Genomic DNA, 20,784 nt, shown 5'->3' on the forward strand with positions numbered 1-20,784 from the left:
CGGTTTAATTCGCGTTTAATTTTAAAAGGTTCTAAGGGGAGCAAGCTACTGAGTTCCTAAGTTTTGTTCATTCTAACATTAAAAATCCGCGTAAATCCGCGTCATCGGTTTAATCCGCGTTTAATTTTAAAAGGTTCTAAGGAGGGCAGGCTACTGAGGTTCTGGGTTTTGTTTATCCATATTTATAAATCCGCGAAAATCCGCGTCATCGATTTAATCCGCATTCAATTTAAAGATTCTAAGTGATTAATGTACTAAGATTTTGTTCTGATTATAATTATTGAATATAAAACTATTCCGGCAAACCCTTATCTTTGTAAAAACCAAACAGCCTTTAAATGTATTTTGTAGAAGTCATTCTTCCTCTGTCTCTATCTAAAACTTTTACCTACAGGGTTTCAGAAGCAGAATACAATTACATCCAAAAAGGAATGCGTATTGCGGTGCCATTTGGCAAAAGCAAAGTGTATACGGCTTTGGCTATAGAATTGCATCAAAACGAACCTGCTCTATACGAAGCTAAAGAAATCCATCAGATTTTAGATGAAATTCCGGTCGTAACCGAAATTCAGATTACCCATTGGCAATGGATAGCTTCTTATTATATGTGTGCCATTGGCGATGTATATCGTGGGGCCATGCCTTCGGCTTTACTATTAGAAAGTGAAACCATCATATCGCAGAAAAAAGAAACCGAAGTTGACGAAACACAGCTTTCTGACGATGAGTTCCTTATTTATGAAGCCTTGCAACACCAAAGCTCTCTTAAAGTATTGGATATTGTAGCCTTATTAGGAAAGAAAAATGTTTTTCCTACCATCCAAAAACTCATTGATAAAAAAATATTGGCGGTTCAGGAAGAAGTAGTAGAGTTGTACAAGCCCAAACTTACTAAATATATCCGTCTGCATACAGATTACGTCGACGAACAGAATCTGATAGCCTTAATAGATAATCTGAATAAAAAGGCACAAAAGCAAAAAGAAATTCTATTGAGTTATTTTCAACTCAATGCTTCACAGCAAAAACCTGTTTCCGTAAAGCAGCTTTTGGAACATTCTCAGGCTACAACTGCTGTGATAAAGGCATTGGTAGACAAAGCCATTTTTGAAGAATATTATATACAGGAAGACCGCGTTTCTTTTGATAAAAACCAAAAAGAAAATAACCTTCAACTAAGTGTAACCCAACAAAAAGCATTCGATGAAATTTCAAGCGTTTTTGAAGAGAAAGAAGTATGCCTGTTGCATGGTGTAACTTCCAGTGGTAAGACCGAAATCTATATTAGGCTGATAGAAAGCCATATTGCCTCGGGAAAACAGGTATTGTATCTTTTGCCGGAAATCGCACTTACAACCCAATTGATCGGACGATTGACGGCTCATTTCGGTAATCAGGTCGCCGTATTCCATTCCAAATATACTAATAACGAACGGGTAGAAGTATGGAAACAAGTATTGGAAAATTCTCCAAAAGCAAAGATTGTAATAGGAGCAAGGTCGGCATTATTTCTTCCGTTTCGCGACTTGGGACTTGTCATTATTGATGAGGAACACGAGCAGACGTTCAAACAATACGACCCGGCACCAAGATACCACGCCCGCGATGCGGCAATTGTTCTGGCAAACTATTTCAAATCCAAAGTACTTTTAGGTTCTGCCACGCCAAGTCTGGAAACGTATTTTAATGCGTCCGGAGGCAAATACGGTTTGGTAGAAATTACCGAACGCTTTGGAAATGTAATGCTGCCGGAAATTGAACTGGTCGACCTTAAAGACAAATATTTCCGAAAAAGAATGAAAGGTCATTTTAGCGATACGTTGTTGGAATACATGGCAGAAGCATTGGCTTTAGGCGAACAGGTAATATTGTTTCAAAACCGACGTGGCTATTCACCTGTTTTGGAATGCATGACCTGTGGTCACGTTCCTGAGTGTCCGCAATGCGACGTGAGCCTGACCTATCATAAGCATAAAAACCAACTAAGGTGCCATTATTGCGGTTATGCGATGGCAAAACCAACCCGTTGCCATAACTGTTCAGGCGTAGACCTTACTACCAAAGGATTTGGTACGGAACAGATAGAAATGGAGCTGGCCGGATTGTTTCCCAATAAAAAGACAGCCCGAATGGACCAGGATACTACCCGTGGCAAATACGGCTATGAAAAAATATTGGACAGCTTTAAAAATCGGGAAATCGATATTTTGGTAGGAACCCAAATGCTTGCCAAAGGTCTGGACTTTGATAATGTTTCCCTGGTAGGTATTATGAATGCCGATAATATGTTGTACCATCCGGATTTTCGTGCTTTTGAAAGAAGTTATCAGATGATGACACAGGTTTCGGGCAGGGCAGGGCGTTCCGCAAAAAGAGGGAAGGTCATTATTCAGACCTACAACCCGAACCATAACACAATCCAGCAGGTTACCAACAATGATTATATGGGGATGTACAAAGAACAATTGTATGACCGGCATATTTTTAAATATCCGCCTTATTTCCGACTCATCAAGATTACACTCAAACACCGTGATTTTGAAAAACTAAAAGACGGTTCCATGTGGCTGTATCAGGTCATGAGCCAGAATCTCGACCTACCGGTATTAGGGCCGGAAGAACCGGCTATAGGCAGAATCAGGAATGAGTACATACGTACCATCCTAATCAAGATTCCCCAAAACCAGCCATTAGGAAGCACAAAAAAAACTATCCAGAAAATACTGAATAGTTTTGAAACGGTATCGCAATACAGACCGATTAAAGTGGCCGTAAATGTTGATTTCTATTAAGCCGAAGCCAAAGCTTTCACCAAATCCTCTTTTTTATTTCTGCTCAAAGGAATTTTGGTCACACCAATCTCGGCAAACTTGCTGTTAAATTTGTCTACCTTGTCAATATTAATGATAAACGATTTATGAACACGGATAAAGCGTTCTTTTGACAAATCGTTTTCAAACGACTTCATAGTCGATAATACAAGGTGGTTCTCGTCTTCAGTGACTACTTTTACATAATCGCCATAAGCTTCAATCCATTTGATTTTCGAAGTAAAGATTTTTAATTTTTTCAGGTTACTCTTGATGAAAATGTGTTCGCTGTCTTCATCAATATTTTCTTTACGAAGCAGATAAAGGTCCATTGCTCTTTTTACCGCAGCATTGAAACGCTGGGGTGAAATAGGCTTCTGAAGGTAATCTGTTGCATCATAATCAAATGCTTTGACGGCATATTCTGCTTTTGAGGTAATAAAGATAATCTGTGGTTTTACTTTTAATCCGTCAAGCAAATCAAATCCATTAATGACAGGCATTTCAATATCTAAAAAAATAAGGTCCACTTCTTTATTGGTAAGACAATTTTTAGTTTCAATGGCATTGGAAAAATCGCCCACCAAGTTCAGGTTTGGATGATTTGCAACCAATTTGGTTACTGTCATTCTCTGTATGGCACTGTCATCTACTACAACACAATTCAATTTCATAATAAATCAGAATTTATAGATTGGGTACGATAAATGTAGAACAATTTTTTTATTAAAAAACAATATTTTCCGCATTTTTTTGTAATTCATCGAATATAATTGGATTTCGCTTGTGCATTAAAAATAAATAGTTACTTTTGCACCCAATTTTATAACAAATAAAATCATTGTATTATGAATCACTATGAAACTGTTTTCATCTTGAATCCCGTTTTATCTGAAGTACAGGTAAAGGAAACAGTAAGCAAATTCGAAGATTTTCTTACTTCCAGAGGTGCAGAGATGGTATCAAAAGAGGATTGGGGCCTAAAAAAGATGGCTTACGAAATCCAACACAAAAAAAGTGGCTTTTACCACCTGTTTGAATTCAAAGTAGCTCCTGAAGTATTAATTGCTTTCGAAACTGAATTCAGACGTGACGAAAGAGTAATGCGTTTCTTGACTGTAAGTCTTGACAAACATGCAATTTCTTGGGCAGAAAGAAGAAGAGAAAAACTAAAAGCATCTAAAGCGTAATTATTATGTCTACGATTGAACAATCAGCAAAAGGAAAAAAAGACGGAGATATCAGATATCTTACGCCTTTAAATATTGAAACAAACAAAACTAAGAAGTATTGCCGTTTCAAAAAATCAGGTATCAAATATGTTGATTACAAAGATCCTGATTTCTTATTGAAATTCGTTAACGAGCAAGGGAAAATCCTTCCACGTCGTTTGACAGGAACTTCATTGAAATACCAAAGAAAAGTGTCTGTAGCTGTTAAAAGAGCAAGACATTTAGCTTTAATGCCATACGTGGCCGATTTATTAAAATAGTAAAAACAAAGTTGTTGGTTTCACAATGAAACCTAACTTCTACAAATAAGGACAACAACATGGAACTTATATTAAAAAAAGACGTTCAAAATTTAGGTTTTAAAGATGATATCGTAACTGTGAAAAACGGATACGGACGTAACTACTTAATTCCACAAGGATTCGCTCACATGGCAACTCCTTCTGCGAAAAAAGTATTGGCTGAAAACCTAAGACAAAAAGCGCACAAAGAAGCTAAAATTGTTGAAGATGCTAAGAAATTGGCTGAAGCACTTAAAGCTCTTGAAATCAAAATTTCAGCTAAAGCTGGTGGTGAAAAACTTTTCGGTTCTATCACTAACATCGATATCGCTGAAGCTTTGGAGAAGCAAGGTCAATCAATCGACAGAAAATTCATCACTTCTGGAATCGTTAAGCGTACTGGTAAATACAATGCGACTGTAAGATTACACAGAGAGGTTATCGTTGATTTGCCTTACGAAATCGTAGCTGAAAAATAATATTTTCAATACTGAAATATAAAAGTCCCGATGAAAGTCGGGATTTTTTTTTAAATTATAGAAAAGCTTTAAGCAATAAGCCGTAAGTATTACACTTGTGGGAGCTTATAGCTTAAAGCCTATAGCTTACAGCAAAATAATGAAATACAAAAGATTAACAAAAGAACAGTTTGAAGCGCTCCATATGGAATTTGCCAATTTTCTGGCAACGCAGTCAATCGATAAGAAGGAATGGGATGCCATCAAGGCTGAAAAACCGGAAGTTGCCGAGCAGGAATTGGATGTATTTTCTGATTTGATTTGGGAAGGCGTTTTGACAGGAGCCCATTATTTGGAACACTTTTCTAAAAGCTATATCTTTCTTTTCCATTGTCAGGAAAAAGTAATCAAGTCAATCGTACTCAAAGCGCTTATTCCGGAAGTCGATTTTATGACCCGTGAAGGATTGCAGTGGTTGAGTGACAATATGTTTACTGAAACGGTGGAGATTAAGATAGGGCAGAAAGAATATGAAGAGGAACGGAACGATGCTATTTTTAACCTGATACAGCAAGGAGCTATCCTAAGTGACGGCCAATTGTATTTGCAGGTCAACGGCATAATTCAATCGTCATAAAATCGTATTATTTATTGGAAATTGGTTATTTTAGTGCTCTGTTTACAGAACTAAACTAGCCAATTTTTTTTATGGATATTCAGAGTACCATCCAATCATTGCGGGAAGAACTAAATCAGCATAATTACAATTATTATGTTTTGGACAATCCTACAATCTCAGATTATGATTTTGATACAAAACTGAAAGAGCTACAGGAGCTTGAAAGCAAACACCCCGAGTTTTTTGATGAAAATTCCCCGACACAGCGTGTGGGAGGGATGATTACCAAAAACTTTGAAACCATTACCCATAAAAACCGAATGTATTCTTTGGATAATTCCTATTCAAAAGAAGACGTTTTGGATTGGGAAAAAAGAATCCAGAAAATATTAGGAGATGTGCCGCTGGAATATACCTGTGAATTGAAATATGACGGAGCTTCTATTTCAATTACCTATGAGCACGGAAAATTAAAACGTGCCGTAACGCGGGGAGACGGATTTCAAGGTGATGATGTAACCAATAACGTCAAAACAATCAAATCGGTTCCATTACAGTTAAAAGGCGATTATCCGGATAGTTTTGAAATACGCGGTGAAATTATTTTGCCGTTGGAAGGTTTTGCCAAAATGAATCAGGAATTGATAGAGATTGGCGAAACTCCCTATTCAAACCCAAGAAATACTGCATCTGGTAGTTTGAAGTTACAGGACAGTTCTGAAGTGGCAAAACGTCCGTTGGATTGCCTCCTGTATACTTTTATTGGTAATGATGTTAAATTCTCAACCCATTTTGAAAGCCTTGAAAAAGCCAGAAGTTTTGGGTTTAAAGTGCCTAAAGAGGCCAGGTTGGTAAAAAGTATTGAGGAAGTTTTTGACTTTATCGATTACTGGAACATCCACCGTCATGAATTGCCTTATGAAACCGATGGCGTAGTTGTAAAAGTAAATAACCTGCATTATCAGGAAGAATTAGGCTATACTTCCAAATCACCGCGTTGGGCGATTGCTTATAAATTTAAGGCAGAACAGGTTTCTACACGGCTGAATTCTATTTCCTATCAGGTGGGACGTACCGGAGCGATTACGCCGGTTGCTAATCTCGAGCCGGTACAATTGGCGGGAACCATTGTAAAACGAGCTTCCCTGCATAATGCAGACCAAATTGAAAAACTCGATATTCGTGTTGGTGATGAAGTTTTTGTAGAAAAAGGAGGAGAAATTATTCCGAAAATTATAGGTGTAGACTTTACAAAACGCTCTTTAGATTTACTTCCAACAGTTTATATTACAAACTGTCCGGAATGTCAGACAGAATTAATCCGTAAAGAAGGCGAGGCCCAGCATTATTGCCCGAACTTTTACGGATGCCCACCACAAATTATAGGCAGAATCCAGCATTATATTTCCAGAAAGGCAATGGATATTGAAGGACTTGGCGGAGAAACGGTAGCCTTGTTATTTAACAACAATCTGGTGCAGAATTACGCTGACTTGTATGACCTTACCGTCGAGCAGGTAATTCCTCTGGAAAGAATGGCTCAGAAATCGGCAGAAAATCTCGTCAACGGAATCGAGAAATCCAAAGAAGTTCCTTTTGAAAGAGTCCTGTTTGCTTTAGGAATCCGCTATGTGGGCGAAACCGTTGCAAAAAAATTAGCAAAACACTACCAAAATATCGATAACCTAAGTAATGCCAGCCTGATGGATTTGATTTTGGTAGATGAAATTGGCGAACGTATAGCGCAAAGCGTCATTGAATTTTTTGAAAATCCGGAAAACCGAATTATCATCCAGAGATTACGTGATTATGGCGTTCAGCTCGAATCCAAAACCGTATTTAATCCGGATGCAACAGATAAACTGGCAGGAAAAACCTTTGTGGTTTCGGGAGTATTTGAAAAATTCTCACGCGATGACCTGAAAAAATCCATTGAAGATAATGGCGGAAAAGTAGGAAGCTCTATTTCTGCCAAAACAGACTATGTGGTAGCCGGCGATAATATGGGGCCTGCCAAACTGGAAAAAGCCAATAAACTGAATATCCCAATTATCTCTGAAGATGATTTTATCGCAATGTTAGGATAGCTAAATGCCACCTGACAAATCCATATAAAGACAAAAAAGCCATTAAATGAAAATTTTAATGGCTTTTTTTAATGTGCATGTCAACCTGTGTTCAATTTTAAAGGTTCTAAGGAACTAAGCAGCTAAGGTTCTAAGTTTTTATTGTTCTAAATATACAAATCTGCGTAAATCCGCTAAATCAGCGTATATCCGTGTTTGATTTTAAAGGCTCTAAGGAATTAAGAAGCTAAGGTTCTAAGCCTTGTTTATTCTAAATATACAAGTCCGCGTAAATCCGCTAAATCAGTGTCAATCTGCGTTTCATTTTAAAGATTCTAAGGAACTAAGCAGCTAAGGTTCTAAGTCTTGTTTTTTCTAAATATACAAATCCGCGAAATCAGCGTATATCCGTGTTTGATTTTAAAGATTCTAAGGAACTAAGCAGCTAAGATTCTAAGTCTTGTTTATTCTAAATATACAAATCCGCGTCAATCCGCTAAATCAGCGTATATCCGTGTTCCATTTTAAAGATTCTAAGGAACTAAGCAGCTAAGATTCTAAGTCTTGTTTATAAATATACAAATCCGCGTCAATCCGCGAAATCAGCGTATATCCGTGTTCGATTTTAAAGGTTCTAAAGAACTAAGCAGCTAAGATTCTGAGTCTTGTTTATTCTAAATATACAAATCAGCGTATATCCGCGTTCAAAATCCTATCTGCTTCAAAAGTATCTACGCTCAAAACCAAAGATTAAACCACAATAGTCCTTCCGCTATGGATCTTACTCTTATCTGTATCAAAATAAAAATCAATCCTTCCCAAATTAATACCATAGCAACCTACCTGATTCACCAATGTATCAATCCCGTCCAGATTTTTTACAATCGTAGGCTTGTCCAGAAAAGTATGCGTATGTCCGCCAATAATCAGGTCAATATCTCTTGTTGCGGCGGCTAATTTTAAATCAGAAATTTTATCCGGGTCGTTTTTATAGGCATATCCAATGTGAGAAAGGCATATAATAAGATCACATCGCTCTTGTGCTTTTAAGATTCGAGTCATTTCCTGCGATACGGAAACCGGATCATTATAAACAGTTTCTTTATAATTCTTCTTGTCTACCAATCCGTCTAATTCAACACCCAATCCAAAAACACCAATCTTGATACCGTCCTTGATAAAAATCTTATAAGGCTTCACAATGCCATCCAGAACAGTGTTTTTAAAATCATAATTGGCACTCACGAAATCAAACTTTGCATTGTGTAATTGCGAATAGAAACCGTCAATCCCGTTGTCGAAATCATGATTTCCCATAGTGGCAAGGTCATATTTCATCATGCTCATCAGCTTAAATTCCAATTCGCCGCCATAATAGTTGAAGTAAGGAGTTCCCTGAAATATATCGCCGGCATCCAAAAGCAAAACATTTGGATTTTCCCTGCGAATGCTTTCAATCAGGCTTGCCCGTCTGGAAACACCGCCCATATTAGGGTTTTTAGCATCTGTTGGCGGAAACGGGTCGATATGGCTGTGAACATCGTTGGTATGCAGTATGGTAATGTGCTTTTTGTTAAGCGTATTAAAACTGCTTAATGATAATCCGCCAACAGTCAGTAAAGCTGAACCTGCTACCGTTTTCTGTATAAAATCTCTTCTTTTCATTTTGTGTCTTTTAGGCTTTCTGATTACTCAACAATAATCCTTTTGTTTCGCGGTACCGGAATCGTGTCTGTTTCTTTAAAATAATCAATCCAAACGTTGCGGAGCTTATAATCTAACGAAGTCATGGTTCCCTTTTTGAAGAAATTCATGCTGTCGCCGCCATTATATAAATAATCGTTTGTAGCCACATAATAGGTTTTGTTGATGTCCAGAGGTTTTCCCTGTATCGTAATGCTTTTATAGGAAGAAGCATCTTTGTTTAACACGATTTCCATACCTGCAAGCGGGTGCGGCTTTTTTTCAGAAATCAGATAATTCACCATTTCTACAATCTGTTGGCCTTTTAAGGCAACGACAACCAATTCGTTTTCAAAAGGCATCAGTTCGAATGCAGTACGGGTAGTCACATTTCCTTTGGAAATCATGCTTCGGATACCACCATGATTCAGCAGGCAGATATCCACCGGTTTGTTTTCTCTCTTCAGAAATAATTTGTTAGCGGTTGCAAGCGTTATGTCTGCCTGTAAGCTGCCAATAGTTGTTTGCCATTCACCTTTACTTTTGTCCATTGTTTCCGGGGCATAGGCAAGAATCTGATTCATGTCCTTATCAATATTTTCGCGGTAAGGCTTTATAAATTCCTCGATAGCAGGAGTTTGTGGGTTGGTGTTCGTAATGCCAATCTGCTTGCCTTCAATTTTGGAAACATACGGCTTTTGGGTAGCACAGGAAATTACCAGAAATAATGTTAGAATTGAAACAAATTGTGTCAGAGCAGCGTTATAGTTTTTTTGTTTTAGCATCTGAAATACGGCTTATTTAATTAAATTTGTAATCACAAGTAAAAGTACTATGTTTTTAAATTTTTTCAAGAACTTTTCTGCAAAAAGAACATTAAAAAATAGTTCCCTGCACGTAAAGGGAAACCCGTCTGACGAAACGATAAAAACGGTCGGATTGTTAATTGACAAGACCTATTTTGAAGATAAGGTCAACTTGATTGAAGAGCTTTTGGCAAACGGAATCAAAAGAGAGAATATCCAGATATTGTTATATAAAGACCGGTTTAAGAAAAAAGAGACCGTAAATTATCCGAGCTTTAGCCATAAAGATTTAAGCTGGAAAGGAACGCTGGACAATAAAAATGTAAAAGAGTTTACTGACAAGGAGTTTGATATGCTGATTAGCTACTATGATACAGAAAAAGCACCTTTGATGATTACGACTTTTAAGTCAAAAGCTAATTTCAAAGTAGGATTTTCAACGATTGACAAGAGGTTAAATCATTTTATGATTAATACCAATGCAGAAAACTATAAAGTTTTTGTTTTCGAACTATTCAAATATTTAAAAATACTAAATAAAATATAATTATGCAGTCACTTATAGGAACAGGCGTAGCGCTTGTCACACCTTTCAAAAAAGATTTTTCTGTTGATGTTGAGGCTCTAAAAAGAATTGTAAACTATCAAATCGATAATGGAATTGATTATATGGTAGTTTTAGGAACAACCGGAGAGCCGGCAACCATGAATAAAGAAGAAAAAGAATTGGTTATTAAAACCGTAAAAGAAACCAATAACGGCAGATTGCCGTTGGTTTTGGGTGTAGGAGGGAATAATACTGCAGAAGTTGTTGAAGAGCTAAAAACCAGAGATTTTACAGGTTTTACAGCTGTGCTTTCGGTTTCGCCATATTATAACAAGCCAACCCAGGAAGGTATCTATCAGCATTTCAAAGCCATTGCAGAAGCTTCACCGCTTCCGGTCATCCTGTATAATGTTCCGGGAAGGACAGGAAGTAATATGCTGCCGTCAACCGTAATCCGCTTGGCAAATGATTTTAAAAATGTTGTGGCAATAAAAGAAGCTGCTGGTGATATTGTTCAGGCAATGAAACTGATTCAGGGCAAACCAAAAGATTTTCTGGTAATTTCGGGTGATGATATGGTAACACTTCCAATGGTTTTAGCCGGAGGTGCAGGAGTAATCTCGGTAATTGCTGAAGGATTCCCGAAAGAGTTTTCTAAAATGGTGCGTTTAGGATTGGAGCGAAAAGTAGATGAGGCTTACGAACTCCACTACCAGATTGCAGATTCTATCGACATGATTTTCGAGCAGGGAAATCCTGCGGGTGTTAAAGAAATCTTTAAAGTTTTGGGATTGTCAGAAAATACAGTACGTTTGCCATTAGTGAATGTTAACGAAGATTTAGCAGGAAGAATAGAGCAATTTGTTAAGAAAACAGTACTTTAGTTATTTTAAAACCTACAGATTATGTTATCAAAATCAATAGAAGAAGCATTAAACCGTCAGATTAAGGTAGAAGGAGACTCATCACAAGTTTATCTGGCTATGGCATCCTGGGCAGAAGTTCAGGGATTTGAAGGAATATCGACTTTCATGTTTGCACAGTCCGAAGAGGAAAGAATGCACATGCTGAAATTGGTAAAATATATCAACCAAAGAGGTGGACAGGCTAAAATATCTGCGATAGTAGAGCCGGTACTTGATTTGTCAAGCTATAAGGTTCTTTTCAAACAGTTATTGGAACACGAAATCAAAGTTTCTGAAAGTATCAACGACCTTGTAGGCATAGCACTGGATGAAAGAGATTATGCTACCCATAACTTTTTACAATGGTATGTGGCAGAGCAAATTGAAGAAGAAGCAAATGCACGTTACATTTTAGATAAAATCAATCTGATTGGTGATGATAAGGGAGGACTTTATTTGTTCGACAATGAAATGAAGAACTTCACAAGTCCAATCACAACCGGAAAATAAATACGGAATTTAATCGTTAGAAAGGTGTCATAATTTATTTGGCATCTTTTTTATTTTTAACTCTTTCAAGGGGCTTGAAAAAATGTTTTTTTAATCTATAATTAATAACTAAATTTGCGGTTGATTTTTAAGAAACCTCAAACGGCTTGAAATCAGTAAATACAATCTTGAAAATGAATAGAATATTTTGCTTACTTATAATTGCGGTTGCTTTTGCTTCATGCAGTCCTTACCAAAAAGCTTTGAAATCAGAGGATATCGCTGTAAAATATGACATCGCTTCAAAAATGTATGACGCTGGAAAATATACAAAAGCAATACGCCTTTTTGAGCAGATAGCACCATCATACAGAGGTAAGCCGGCTGCTGAAAAGATGTTCTATATGTTTGGGCAATCGTATTATAAGACAAAACAGCACTATCTTGCAGCCTATCAGTTTGAAAGCTTTACTTCCAGCTATCCAAAGAGTGAAAAAGCAGAAGAAGCGGCCTATTTGAGTGCTGAAAGCTATTCGAGATTGTCACCAAGATATTCATTGGACCAGGGCGATACAGACAAGGCTATTGACAAGCTGCAGGCATTTATTAATAATTATCCAAATTCTGAATACCTGCCAAAAGCAAACGAAATTGTAAAAGCGTTGCGCGAAAAGCTGGAAAAAAAGGCATTTGAAAATGCAAAACAATACCACACGATAGGAGGCTATACAAGAGATTATTCAGCAGCCATAAAAGCTTTGGATAATTTTATTGCTGATTATCCGGGAACGCCATTCAAAGAAGACGCTTTGTACTACAGGTTTGATTCGGCCTATATTTTGGCAATCAATAGTGTAGAAAACAAAAAGAAAGAAAGATTGAATTTGGCGAAAGCATCCTATGCAATGCTTATGAAATTCAATGCATCAACACAATATAAAAAAGATGCTGATGATAAATTGGCACGAATCGAGAAAGAATTACAACAATTTTCTAATTAAATAAAAGTCATGGATTTAAAAAAGACTAATGCTCCTGTAAACACAGTTACTTACAATAAGACGATGATTGAGGAACCGACAGGTAACGTGTATGAAGCGATTACGATTATGGCTAAAAGAGCAAACCAGATCAACTCTGAAATTAAGAAAGAATTGACAGAGAAATTGGAAGAGTTTGCTACCTATAATGACAGCTTAGAAGAAATTTTTGAAAACAAAGAGCAAATCGAAGTTTCAAAATTCTACGAAAAATTGCCAAAACCGCATGCACTGGCTGTGCAGGAATGGCTTGACGGTAAAATCTATCACAGAGATACTACTAAATAATTACTATGTCTGTTTTAAGTGGTAAAAAAATAGTGCTGGGAGTTTCCGGTGGAATTGCCGCATATAAAACAGCCTCACTAGTAAGATTATTCATAAAAGCAGGTGCCGATGTCCAGGTGGTCATGACACCTGCTTCTAAGGATTTTGTGACACCGCTCACTCTTTCCACGCTTTCAAAAAATCCGGTACATTCCACTTTTTATAATGATGACGAAGATGCGGTTTGGAACAACCATGTCGAATTAGGTCTTTGGGCTGATTTGATGTTGGTGGCTCCCGCTACAGCAAACACATTGTCTAAAATGGCAAATGGCTCCTGTGACAATCTTTTGATAGCAACCTACCTTTCTGCCAAATGTCCGGTTTATTTTGCTCCTGCAATGGATTTGGACATGTATAAACATCCTTCAACCTTAGCCAGTTTTAAATTACTCAGGCAATTTGGCAATATCATGATTCCGGCCGAATCGGGAGAATTGGCAAGCGGACTTTCCGGAGAAGGAAGAATGGCTGAGCCTGAAAATATTATAGCCTTTCTTGAGGCCGATTTAGAAAGCAAATTGCCGCTAAAAGGAAAAAAAATACTGGTTACAGCCGGACCCACATACGAAGCAATAGACCCTGTGCGTTTTATAGGAAATCATTCCTCAGGCAAAATGGGGTTTGACATTGCTGAGCATGCTGCCGGATTAGGAGCCGAAGTGATTCTGATTTCCGGACCAACGCATTTAAAGCCTAAAAGTTCAGGGATTACTCTGGTGAATGTAACCTCTGCACAGGAAATGTATGAGGCAGCCCACCGTTATTTTGGCGATGTTGATGTGGCAATTTCTGCTGCAGCTGTGGCAGATTACAGGCCAAAGTTTCCGGCCGCACAAAAAATAAAGAAAACGGAAGATGCCTTTACCATCGAATTGGAAAAAACACAGGATATTCTGGCTTCTTTAGGAAAAGTGAAACAAAAACAATTTCTGATAGGATTTGCATTAGAGACAGAAAATGAAATTGAAAACGCAAAATTGAAAATCCAGAAAAAAAACCTAGATTTGATAGTTCTCAATTCATTACAGGATGAAGGTGCCGGTTTTGGAAAACCGACAAATAAAATTACCTTTATCGACAGGAATTTTGAAATTGAGCCCATGCCTTTAAAAACAAAAGAAGCCGTGGCCGAAGATATTTTAAATAAAGTAATACAACATTTTTATGCGTAAGATATTATTGTTTTTGTTGTTCGTTGCAGGTTCTGTTCAGGCTCAGGAATTGAGATGTACCGTAAAAATAAACTATGACCGAATCACGAATGCTAATACGCAGATTTTTAAGACGCTGGAACGTTCACTAAATGAATTTGTGAATAAGACCCGTTGGACCAATCAGACGTTTGCAGAGAATGAAAGAATTGAATCGTCAATGTTTATCAATGTTTCAGGATACAATTCTGACCAGTTTTCGGCTTCCATTCAGGTACAGTCCTCGCGTCCGGGGTATAACTCGATGTATGCCTCACCGGTTTTTAACTTTAACGATAAAGACTTCAATTTCAGGTATGTTGAATTTGAAAACCTGATTTTCAACCCAAACAGCTACGATTCAAACCTGGTATCTGTTATGGCGTTCTACAGCTATATCATTATGGGATTGGATGCCGATACCTTTTCGCCAAAAGGAGGAACCCAATACTATGAACTGGCTCAAAACGTGGCAATCCTGGCACAGCAAGGAGGCTCAAAAGGATGGAATCAGGCAGATGGAAATGTTTCGAGATATTTCCTGATTACAGACCTGATGTCAAATACTTTTGCTCCTTTCAGAGAAGCCCTTTACCAATACCATTCAACAGGAATTGATTTGATGAGCGAAGATTTGAAAAGAGGAAAGGAAAATATCAAAAACTCGGTCAAAACTTTGGCTCAGATATATGATATTCGCCCAAACGCATTGCTAACACGTGTCTTTTTTGATGCCAAATCAGATGAAATCGTTTCGATTTACACAGGAGGACCTTCTATTGCGGTTGCGGATTTGGTAGAAAATCTCAACAGGATTTCTCCATTGAATTCCAGTAAATGGGGTAAAATCAGATTTTAATCATAAGAATCCATTTGTTTTATACGAAGCGCTTGCCTCAAAGCAGCTCGTAAATAATCACTATCTTTAAACGTAAAGGCTTTGCTGACGTCATTATCCATAAAGAATTTCGCACTGATTGAAAAACTCGATATTGATTTTTCAGAGAATTTTTCAATAATAACAGGAGAAACCGGAGCGGGAAAATCGATTCTCCTTGGAGCTTTAGGGTTGGTTTTGGGCAAAAGAGCAGACTTAAGTTCGCTAAAAAACAAAGAAGAAAAATGTGTTATTGAAGCACAATTTGATATAGCGCGCTACAATCTGGAGTCCTTTTTTGAAGCCAATGATTTAGATTTTGAAAAAGAGACCATCATCAGAAGAGAAATCCTTTCTTCAGGAAAATCCAGGGCTTTTGTCAATGACAGTCCCGTTAATCTACAGGAACTTCAGGAACTGGGTGAGTATTTGATAGACATCCATTCGCAACACCAGACTCAGGAGCTTTCTGAAGAAAATTTCCAGTTTGATATTATTGATTCGATGGCGGGGAATGCTTCCGAAATTGTAGCATATAAATCCCTTTTAAAAAAATACCGTAGCCTGAAGACCAATCTCACGGCATTGCAATCCAGGCTTCAGGAAGCTTCAAAAGAACAGGATTATAACTCGTTCCTTTTAGAAGAATTGCTTGCGGCTAAACTGAAATCAGGCGAACAGGAAGAGTTGGAAAGTGTTTTTGAACAATTGAATAATGTTGAACTGATTAAAGAAAATCTGGACCGCGCCGTTTCAATTGCCGAAGAAGAACAATTTGGAGTACTTCACAATCTTAAAGAAATTAAGGCGTCGCTTCAAAAAATAGCTTCTTTTTCCGCAGATTACAATTCGTTGTTTGAAAGAATAACAAGCGCGTCAATTGAACTTGATGATATTGTTTCTGAACTGAGTCAGAAAGCAGAATCTTTGATGAGCGACCCGGAACAGCTGGAGTTGGTGAATCAAAAATTACAGACCATTTATAATTTACAGCAAAAGCATCAGGTCAAAACAGTTGATGAACTGTTACTGATACAGGAAGACCTTGATAAAAAGGTAATTTCGGTTGACAGCCTGCAACAGGAAATCGAGCAGGCCGAAAAAGAAATAGCAGAAAGCGAATCTAGTTTGGATACTATAGCTGCTACAATCAGTGAGAAAAGACAGAATGCAATTCCGGTGCTGACAGAAAAGCTGGTTGCGATTTTGGAATTGCTTGGAATGCCAAACGTCCGGTTCAAAATAGAGGTAAAGCTGTCAGATAGCTATCATGCTAATGGAAAAGACGATTTGCAATTTTTATTTGCCGCCAATAAGGGCTCAGATTTCGGACTGCTAAAAAAAACAGCATCAGGAGGAGAGATGTCAAGAATTATGCTTGCCGTAAAATCAATACTGGCACAATATCAAAAACTCCCAACTATTATTTTTGATGAAATTGATACCGGGGTTTCAGGAGAAATTGCCCATAAGATGGGTGAAATTATGAGAGAAATGAGCAAAACAATGCAGGTATTTGCCATCACGCATTTGCCTCAAATTGCTGCTAAAGGAAATACACATTTTAAAGTATTCAAATCCGTAGTGGGCGACCAGACACAATCCGAACTCAAATTGCTTTCAGCCGACGAAAGAGTTATTGAAATTGCGCAGATGCTGTCAGGAAAAGACATATCCGATTCGGCTATAAATCATGCCAAAGCCTTGCTGAACTAAAAAAACGAGGTATATTTGCTTTGCCTAAAACTAACATTATAATTTATTGACTATATAAATACTGTTTTATGATTATAGAACCAAGAATGCGAGGATTTATTTGCTTAACAGCTCATCCAAAAGGGGCGGAGCAAAGCGTTAAAAATCAAATTGAATACGTAAAATCAAAAGGAAAAATCGATGGTGCCAAAAAAGTTTTGGTAATCGGTGCTTCTACAGGATTCGGTCTGGCTTCCAGAATTACGAGTGCTTTTGGTTCTGATGCCGCTACTATTGGAGTATTTTTTGAAAAACCGCCAATGGAAGGAAAAACGGCTTCACCAGGTTGGTACAATTCGGCAGCTTTTGAAACAGAAGCTCACAAAGCAGGTCTGTATGCTAAAAGTATTAATGGCGACGCTTTCTCAAACGAAGTTAAAGACCAGACAATAGAACTTATTAAAAAAGATTTAGGACAGGTAGATTTGGTAATCTACAGTCTGGCTTCTCCGGTAAGAACTAATCCTGTTACAGGAATTACACACCGTTCAGTTTTAAAACCTATAGGAGATACTTTTTCCAATAAAACGGTAGATTTCCACACAGGAAAAGTTTCAGAAATTTCAATCGAACCAAGTAAGGAAGATGATATAGAAAATACAGTTGCCGTAATGGGAGGTGAAGACTGGGCTATGTGGATGGAAGCGATGAAAAAAGCCGGTGTTTTGGCTCCGGGAGCAATGACAATAGCTTATTCTTATATAGGGCCGTCATTAACAGAACCGGTATACCGTAAAGGAACTATTGGTCGTGCAAAAGACCATTTGGAAGCTACTGCATTTTCAATTACAGATAGTCTGAAAGATATTGGAGGAAAAGCCTATGTTTCTGTGAATAAAGCCTTGGTAACCCAGGCAAGTTCTGCAATTCCTGTTATTCCTTTATACATTTCCCTGCTTTATAAAGTAATGAAAGAAGAAGGTATTCACGAAGGAACTATTGAGCAGATTCAAAGGTTATACCAACAGCGCTTGTATACAGGAGGTGAAGTCCCAACCGATGAGAAAGGAAGAATCAGAATCGATGATTGGGAGATGCGTGATGATGTTCAGGAAAAAGTAGCCGCATTATGGGAAAAAGCCACTACAGAAAATCTTTCGGAAATTGGAGATTTGGAAGGTTACAGAAAAGACTTCTATAATTTGTTCGGATTTGATATTGAAGGAGTGGATTATAAGGCTGATACTAATGAAATGGTAGCCGTTGAGAGCATAAAAGAATAGTTTGTATTGAATATTTTAACTATAATATAAAAAAAGTATAGTTATCACGTAAAAATTCTAAAGCCTGCATTAATGCAGGCTTTTTTGCGTAATATAAGTTTAATCTTATTGTTTATAATGGTTATTTTTTTTGTTCACTCCTTCAATTTTAACTTTTTAATCTTTTAAAATTGTTATTTTAGCAGTCTGTTAATCAATTTATACTTTTTTATGAAAAAAATTACGTTATTGCTGATGTTGTTTGTCAGTTATTTGTCCTATGGGCAATTATGGACAGTAGCATCATGTTCTGATCTTGGGTCCAGTACATACGGGCCCATGTACAGCGTGGCTGGGGCGAATGCCACGAACCGTACTGCGGTGATCTATCCTTCTTCTCAATTAACGGGAATGGCAGGTCAGGTTCTAAATGCTGTCTATTTCAAAAGGGCGACTGCTACAGGAACAATGGCCGGAACTCCAAATTTTAGGATTTATTTGAAAGAAACTACAAGTACGACCTGGGGTACTGGAGGTTTGGATTGGGCAACGGCTACAACCGGAGCGACATTGGTTTATGATTCTAACCCGGCAACTGTAGTTGGGTCATCGGCAGGATGGAAAAGTTTTCCTTTTTCAAACACTTTTACCTACTCCGGAACGCAAAATTTAGCTGTTTTCTTTGAATACACTAATACTACTGCGAGTACGGCACTTACATGGAATTACGAATATACTAGTCCATGTGTCAATACAGGCGATTCTAATACTACGAAGTATACAAATAATACTACGGGTACGATGCCAACGTCTTTAGGCTCTTCTGACTATAGAAGGCCTTTAATTGCTTTCGATTTTAATGTGTCATGTAATGCTCCGACAGGATTAGCTTCGGCAAATGTTACATCAACTGGTGCAACAATCAACTGGACAGCTCCTGCGGTTGTGCCTTCAGAAGGCTATGAATACTATTTAAGTACTTCTGCTACAGCACCGCTTCCATCTGCAACTCCAACAGGTTCTGTTGGTGCTGGTGTTACAACAAAAACTTTTTCGGGATTACCTTCAGCAACACAACACTATGTTTGGGTAAGATCAAATTGTGGTCCTGGCGACAAGAGTGTTTGGGTTGAGACTAGCTTCACAACTCTTTGTGCAGCATATACGCCTACTTACCTTCAAGATTTTAATGGCACGGCTTTCCCTCCAATATGTTGGTCAAAGGGAGCTGGTGGGGATGAAGCATCAGGACCAACAAGTATAGGAACGGGAATTTGGGTGGCAGATGGATTTTTAAATAATGGATCTATAGGTTCTGCAAGAGTTAACCTGTTTAGCTCTAATAGAAAAGGATGGTTAATATCACCGGCAATCAATATGAGTGCCGGAGGCTACAGGGTTAGATTTGAATATGCAGCAAAAGATTATTATGCAGCAAATTTTTCCGGGATGGGGTCTGATGACAAAGTTGTTTTCCTGGCATCACAAGATAATGGTGCTACCTGGACAGTTTTGAATACATGGGATTCTACAAACTCTCCAACCAATGCAAGAACTTTATATTCTGTAAACCTTCCTGCTTATACTGGAGCAAACACTAAGTTCGCGTTCTATGCAACAGACGGAACTGTTGAGGATTCCCAAGATTACAATTTTTATGTTGACAATTTCTTGGTTGAAGCTATTCCAAGTTGTGAAGCGCCGTTAAATGTGTCTTTTTCAGGAATAACAAATGCTGGCGCAACTATCTCCTGGGATGCTGTTGCAGGTTCTATGGGATATGAATATGTGTTGGATCAGATAGCCACAAGTCCTACAGGTGCAGGAACTCAGATTGCAGCTACGCCTTATACTGCTTCTTCTTTAGCAGGAAACACAACATATTACTTCCATGTTAGGAATAATTGCGGTTCGGAATTTAGTACCTGGACTACGGGAAGCTTCAAGACGCTCCCTGATCCTCCGGTAAATGACGACTGTATTGATGCGGTTGCCTTAACAGTAAATGCAGATTTATTATGTTCAGTCAAAACGGCTGGTACATTATTGGGTGCTACAGATTCCAGTGAGCCGGATAATGGAGCCGGAACTCCGGATGATGATGTATGGTATTCGTTTCTGGCTACAGCAGCAACACACCGCATCCAACTTTCAAATGTAACCGGAAATGTAACCAATTTGGTACATGAGGTATTGGAAGGAAATTGTGGAGGAGGTCTTATCAGCTTGAATATAAGTGACCCCGACACAAGCACCATTAGTGGTCTTACTCCGGGAGCTACATACTACGTAAGGGTATTCAGCTATGGAGCCAATACTAACGCGAATACAACTTTTGACCTTTGTGTGGGAACATTTCTACCACCACCTGCAAATGACGACTGCTCTGATGCTGTAATACTTACGGTAAATCCGGATGCAAGCTGTGCATCAGTTTCGCCAGGAAACCTGACTTCGGCAACAGATTCAGGAGAAGGAGATAATGGTGTAGGTA

General features: G+C 38.1%; 19 protein-coding genes. 16 read left to right on the forward strand and 3 right to left on the reverse strand.

Going from position 1 to position 20,784, the window contains the following annotated elements:
• Positions 1 to 338: 338 nt before the first annotated feature.
• Positions 339 to 2,792 carry a primosomal protein N' gene (gene priA, locus ASG38_RS00875; protein WP_056065781.1) on the forward strand — a complete coding sequence of 818 codons (2,454 nt, stop codon included), beginning with the start codon at positions 339 to 341 and terminating at the stop codon, positions 2,790 to 2,792.
• Here priA and ASG38_RS00880 read toward each other — a convergent pair.
• Positions 2,789 to 3,484, reverse strand: a complete 696-nt coding sequence (locus tag ASG38_RS00880; RefSeq protein ID WP_056065783.1) for a LytTR family DNA-binding domain-containing protein — start codon at positions 3,482 to 3,484, stop codon at positions 2,789 to 2,791. The genes priA and ASG38_RS00880 overlap by 4 nt on opposite strands.
• A 174-nt stretch (positions 3,485 to 3,658) precedes the next feature.
• Here ASG38_RS00880 and rpsF point away from each other — a divergent pair, with 174 nt between their 5' ends.
• The 5 genes from rpsF to ligA all read left to right on the forward strand — a co-directional run bounded on the left by rpsF (position 3,659) and on the right by ligA (position 7,487).
• Positions 3,659 to 4,000 carry a 30S ribosomal protein S6 gene (gene rpsF, locus ASG38_RS00885; protein WP_056065785.1) on the forward strand — a complete coding sequence of 114 codons (342 nt, stop codon included), beginning with the start codon at positions 3,659 to 3,661 and terminating at the stop codon, positions 3,998 to 4,000.
• Between the two features lie 5 nt (positions 4,001 to 4,005).
• A complete protein-coding gene (gene rpsR, locus ASG38_RS00890; RefSeq protein WP_020211613.1) occupies positions 4,006 to 4,302 on the forward strand; it encodes a 30S ribosomal protein S18 in 297 nt (98 codons plus the stop codon).
• 59 nt (positions 4,303 to 4,361) lie between these two features.
• Positions 4,362 to 4,802, forward strand: coding sequence for a 50S ribosomal protein L9 (rplI, locus tag ASG38_RS00895; RefSeq protein ID WP_056065789.1), 441 nt, complete (start codon positions 4,362 to 4,364; stop codon positions 4,800 to 4,802).
• Between the two features lie 139 nt (positions 4,803 to 4,941).
• On the forward strand, positions 4,942 to 5,418 hold the full coding sequence (locus ASG38_RS00900) for a DUF6495 family protein (RefSeq protein WP_056065791.1): 477 nt from the start codon (positions 4,942 to 4,944) through the stop codon (positions 5,416 to 5,418).
• A 71-nt stretch (positions 5,419 to 5,489) separates the two neighbouring features.
• The gene (ligA, locus tag ASG38_RS00905; protein WP_056065794.1) at positions 5,490 to 7,487 is read left to right on the forward strand and encodes an NAD-dependent DNA ligase LigA; all 1,998 of its coding nucleotides are present in this window, start codon (positions 5,490 to 5,492) and stop codon (positions 7,485 to 7,487) included.
• A 729-nt stretch (positions 7,488 to 8,216) separates the two neighbouring features.
• Here ligA and ASG38_RS00910 read toward each other — a convergent pair.
• Both ASG38_RS00910 and ASG38_RS00915 read right to left on the reverse strand, forming a co-directional pair.
• Positions 8,217 to 9,131 carry a bifunctional UDP-sugar hydrolase/5'-nucleotidase gene (locus ASG38_RS00910; protein ID WP_056065798.1) on the reverse strand — a complete coding sequence of 305 codons (915 nt, stop codon included), beginning with the start codon at positions 9,129 to 9,131 and terminating at the stop codon, positions 8,217 to 8,219.
• 23 nt (positions 9,132 to 9,154) lie between these two features.
• Positions 9,155 to 9,934, reverse strand: coding sequence for a 5'-nucleotidase C-terminal domain-containing protein (locus ASG38_RS00915; protein WP_056065801.1), 780 nt, complete (start codon positions 9,932 to 9,934; stop codon positions 9,155 to 9,157).
• 49 nt (positions 9,935 to 9,983) lie between these two features.
• Between ASG38_RS00915 and ASG38_RS00920 the strand changes: the two genes are divergently transcribed.
• The 10 genes from ASG38_RS00920 to ASG38_RS00965 form a co-directional block, all read left to right on the forward strand.
• The gene (locus tag ASG38_RS00920) at positions 9,984 to 10,502 is read left to right on the forward strand and encodes a hypothetical protein (protein WP_056065804.1); all 519 of its coding nucleotides are present in this window, start codon (positions 9,984 to 9,986) and stop codon (positions 10,500 to 10,502) included.
• A 2-nt stretch (positions 10,503 to 10,504) separates the two neighbouring features.
• The gene (gene dapA, locus ASG38_RS00925) at positions 10,505 to 11,386 is read left to right on the forward strand and encodes a 4-hydroxy-tetrahydrodipicolinate synthase (RefSeq protein ID WP_056065808.1); all 882 of its coding nucleotides are present in this window, start codon (positions 10,505 to 10,507) and stop codon (positions 11,384 to 11,386) included.
• A gap of 21 nt (positions 11,387 to 11,407) precedes the next feature.
• Positions 11,408 to 11,917, forward strand: coding sequence for a ferritin (locus ASG38_RS00930; RefSeq protein ID WP_056065811.1), 510 nt, complete (start codon positions 11,408 to 11,410; stop codon positions 11,915 to 11,917).
• 173 nt (positions 11,918 to 12,090) lie between these two features.
• Positions 12,091 to 12,897, forward strand: coding sequence for an outer membrane protein assembly factor BamD (locus ASG38_RS00935; RefSeq protein WP_056066719.1), 807 nt, complete (start codon positions 12,091 to 12,093; stop codon positions 12,895 to 12,897).
• 9 nt (positions 12,898 to 12,906) lie between these two features.
• Positions 12,907 to 13,224 carry a DNA-directed RNA polymerase subunit omega gene (locus tag ASG38_RS00940; protein WP_056065814.1) on the forward strand — a complete coding sequence of 106 codons (318 nt, stop codon included), beginning with the start codon at positions 12,907 to 12,909 and terminating at the stop codon, positions 13,222 to 13,224.
• 5 nt (positions 13,225 to 13,229) lie between these two features.
• Positions 13,230 to 14,438: a bifunctional phosphopantothenoylcysteine decarboxylase/phosphopantothenate--cysteine ligase CoaBC gene (gene coaBC / locus ASG38_RS00945; RefSeq protein ID WP_056065817.1), complete on the forward strand. Its 1,209-nt coding sequence runs from the start codon at positions 13,230 to 13,232 to the stop codon at positions 14,436 to 14,438.
• Positions 14,431 to 15,315 (forward strand): DUF4835 family protein, encoded by an 885-nt coding sequence (locus ASG38_RS00950; protein ID WP_056065821.1) that lies wholly within the window; start codon positions 14,431 to 14,433, stop codon positions 15,313 to 15,315. The genes coaBC and ASG38_RS00950 overlap by 8 nt, the downstream gene beginning before the upstream one ends.
• A gap of 81 nt (positions 15,316 to 15,396) precedes the next feature.
• A complete protein-coding gene (gene recN, locus ASG38_RS00955; RefSeq protein WP_056065824.1) occupies positions 15,397 to 17,049 on the forward strand; it encodes a DNA repair protein RecN in 1,653 nt (550 codons plus the stop codon).
• 68 nt (positions 17,050 to 17,117) lie between these two features.
• Complete coding sequence (gene fabV, locus ASG38_RS00960) at positions 17,118 to 18,311, forward strand: enoyl-ACP reductase FabV (RefSeq protein ID WP_056065826.1); 1,194 nt, start codon at positions 17,118 to 17,120, stop codon at positions 18,309 to 18,311.
• A gap of 210 nt (positions 18,312 to 18,521) precedes the next feature.
• Positions 18,522 to 20,784: hypothetical protein (locus ASG38_RS00965; RefSeq protein WP_162239629.1), on the forward strand; the 2,263-nt coding region annotated here is incomplete at its 3' end.

The organism is Flavobacterium sp. Leaf359, from assembly GCF_001423985.1.
In the GTDB taxonomy this organism is placed as follows: Bacteria; Bacteroidota; Bacteroidia; order Flavobacteriales; family Flavobacteriaceae; genus Flavobacterium; species Flavobacterium lindanitolerans.

Bases quoted from the DNA above. Each gene is read 5' to 3' on its own strand.
- priA (WP_056065781.1), top strand. From the start codon at position 339: ATGTATTTTGTAGAAGTCATTCTTCCTCTGTCTCTATCTAAAACTTTT.
- ASG38_RS00880 (WP_056065783.1), bottom strand. From the start codon at position 3,484: ATGAAATTGAATTGTGTTGTAGTAGATGACAGTGCCATACAGAGAATG.
- rpsF (WP_056065785.1), top strand. From the start codon at position 3,659: ATGAATCACTATGAAACTGTTTTCATCTTGAATCCCGTTTTATCTGAA.
- rpsR (WP_020211613.1), top strand. From the start codon at position 4,006: ATGTCTACGATTGAACAATCAGCAAAAGGAAAAAAAGACGGAGATATC.
- rplI (WP_056065789.1), top strand. From the start codon at position 4,362: ATGGAACTTATATTAAAAAAAGACGTTCAAAATTTAGGTTTTAAAGAT.
- ASG38_RS00900 (WP_056065791.1), top strand. From the start codon at position 4,942: ATGAAATACAAAAGATTAACAAAAGAACAGTTTGAAGCGCTCCATATG.
- ligA (WP_056065794.1), top strand. From the start codon at position 5,490: ATGGATATTCAGAGTACCATCCAATCATTGCGGGAAGAACTAAATCAG.
- ASG38_RS00910 (WP_056065798.1), bottom strand. From the start codon at position 9,131: ATGAAAAGAAGAGATTTTATACAGAAAACGGTAGCAGGTTCAGCTTTA.
- ASG38_RS00915 (WP_056065801.1), bottom strand. From the start codon at position 9,934: ATGCTAAAACAAAAAAACTATAACGCTGCTCTGACACAATTTGTTTCA.
- ASG38_RS00920 (WP_056065804.1), top strand. From the start codon at position 9,984: ATGTTTTTAAATTTTTTCAAGAACTTTTCTGCAAAAAGAACATTAAAA.
- dapA (WP_056065808.1), top strand. From the start codon at position 10,505: ATGCAGTCACTTATAGGAACAGGCGTAGCGCTTGTCACACCTTTCAAA.
- ASG38_RS00930 (WP_056065811.1), top strand. From the start codon at position 11,408: ATGTTATCAAAATCAATAGAAGAAGCATTAAACCGTCAGATTAAGGTA.
- ASG38_RS00935 (WP_056066719.1), top strand. From the start codon at position 12,091: ATGAATAGAATATTTTGCTTACTTATAATTGCGGTTGCTTTTGCTTCA.
- ASG38_RS00940 (WP_056065814.1), top strand. From the start codon at position 12,907: ATGGATTTAAAAAAGACTAATGCTCCTGTAAACACAGTTACTTACAAT.
- coaBC (WP_056065817.1), top strand. From the start codon at position 13,230: ATGTCTGTTTTAAGTGGTAAAAAAATAGTGCTGGGAGTTTCCGGTGGA.
- ASG38_RS00950 (WP_056065821.1), top strand. From the start codon at position 14,431: ATGCGTAAGATATTATTGTTTTTGTTGTTCGTTGCAGGTTCTGTTCAG.
- fabV (WP_056065826.1), top strand. From the start codon at position 17,118: ATGATTATAGAACCAAGAATGCGAGGATTTATTTGCTTAACAGCTCAT.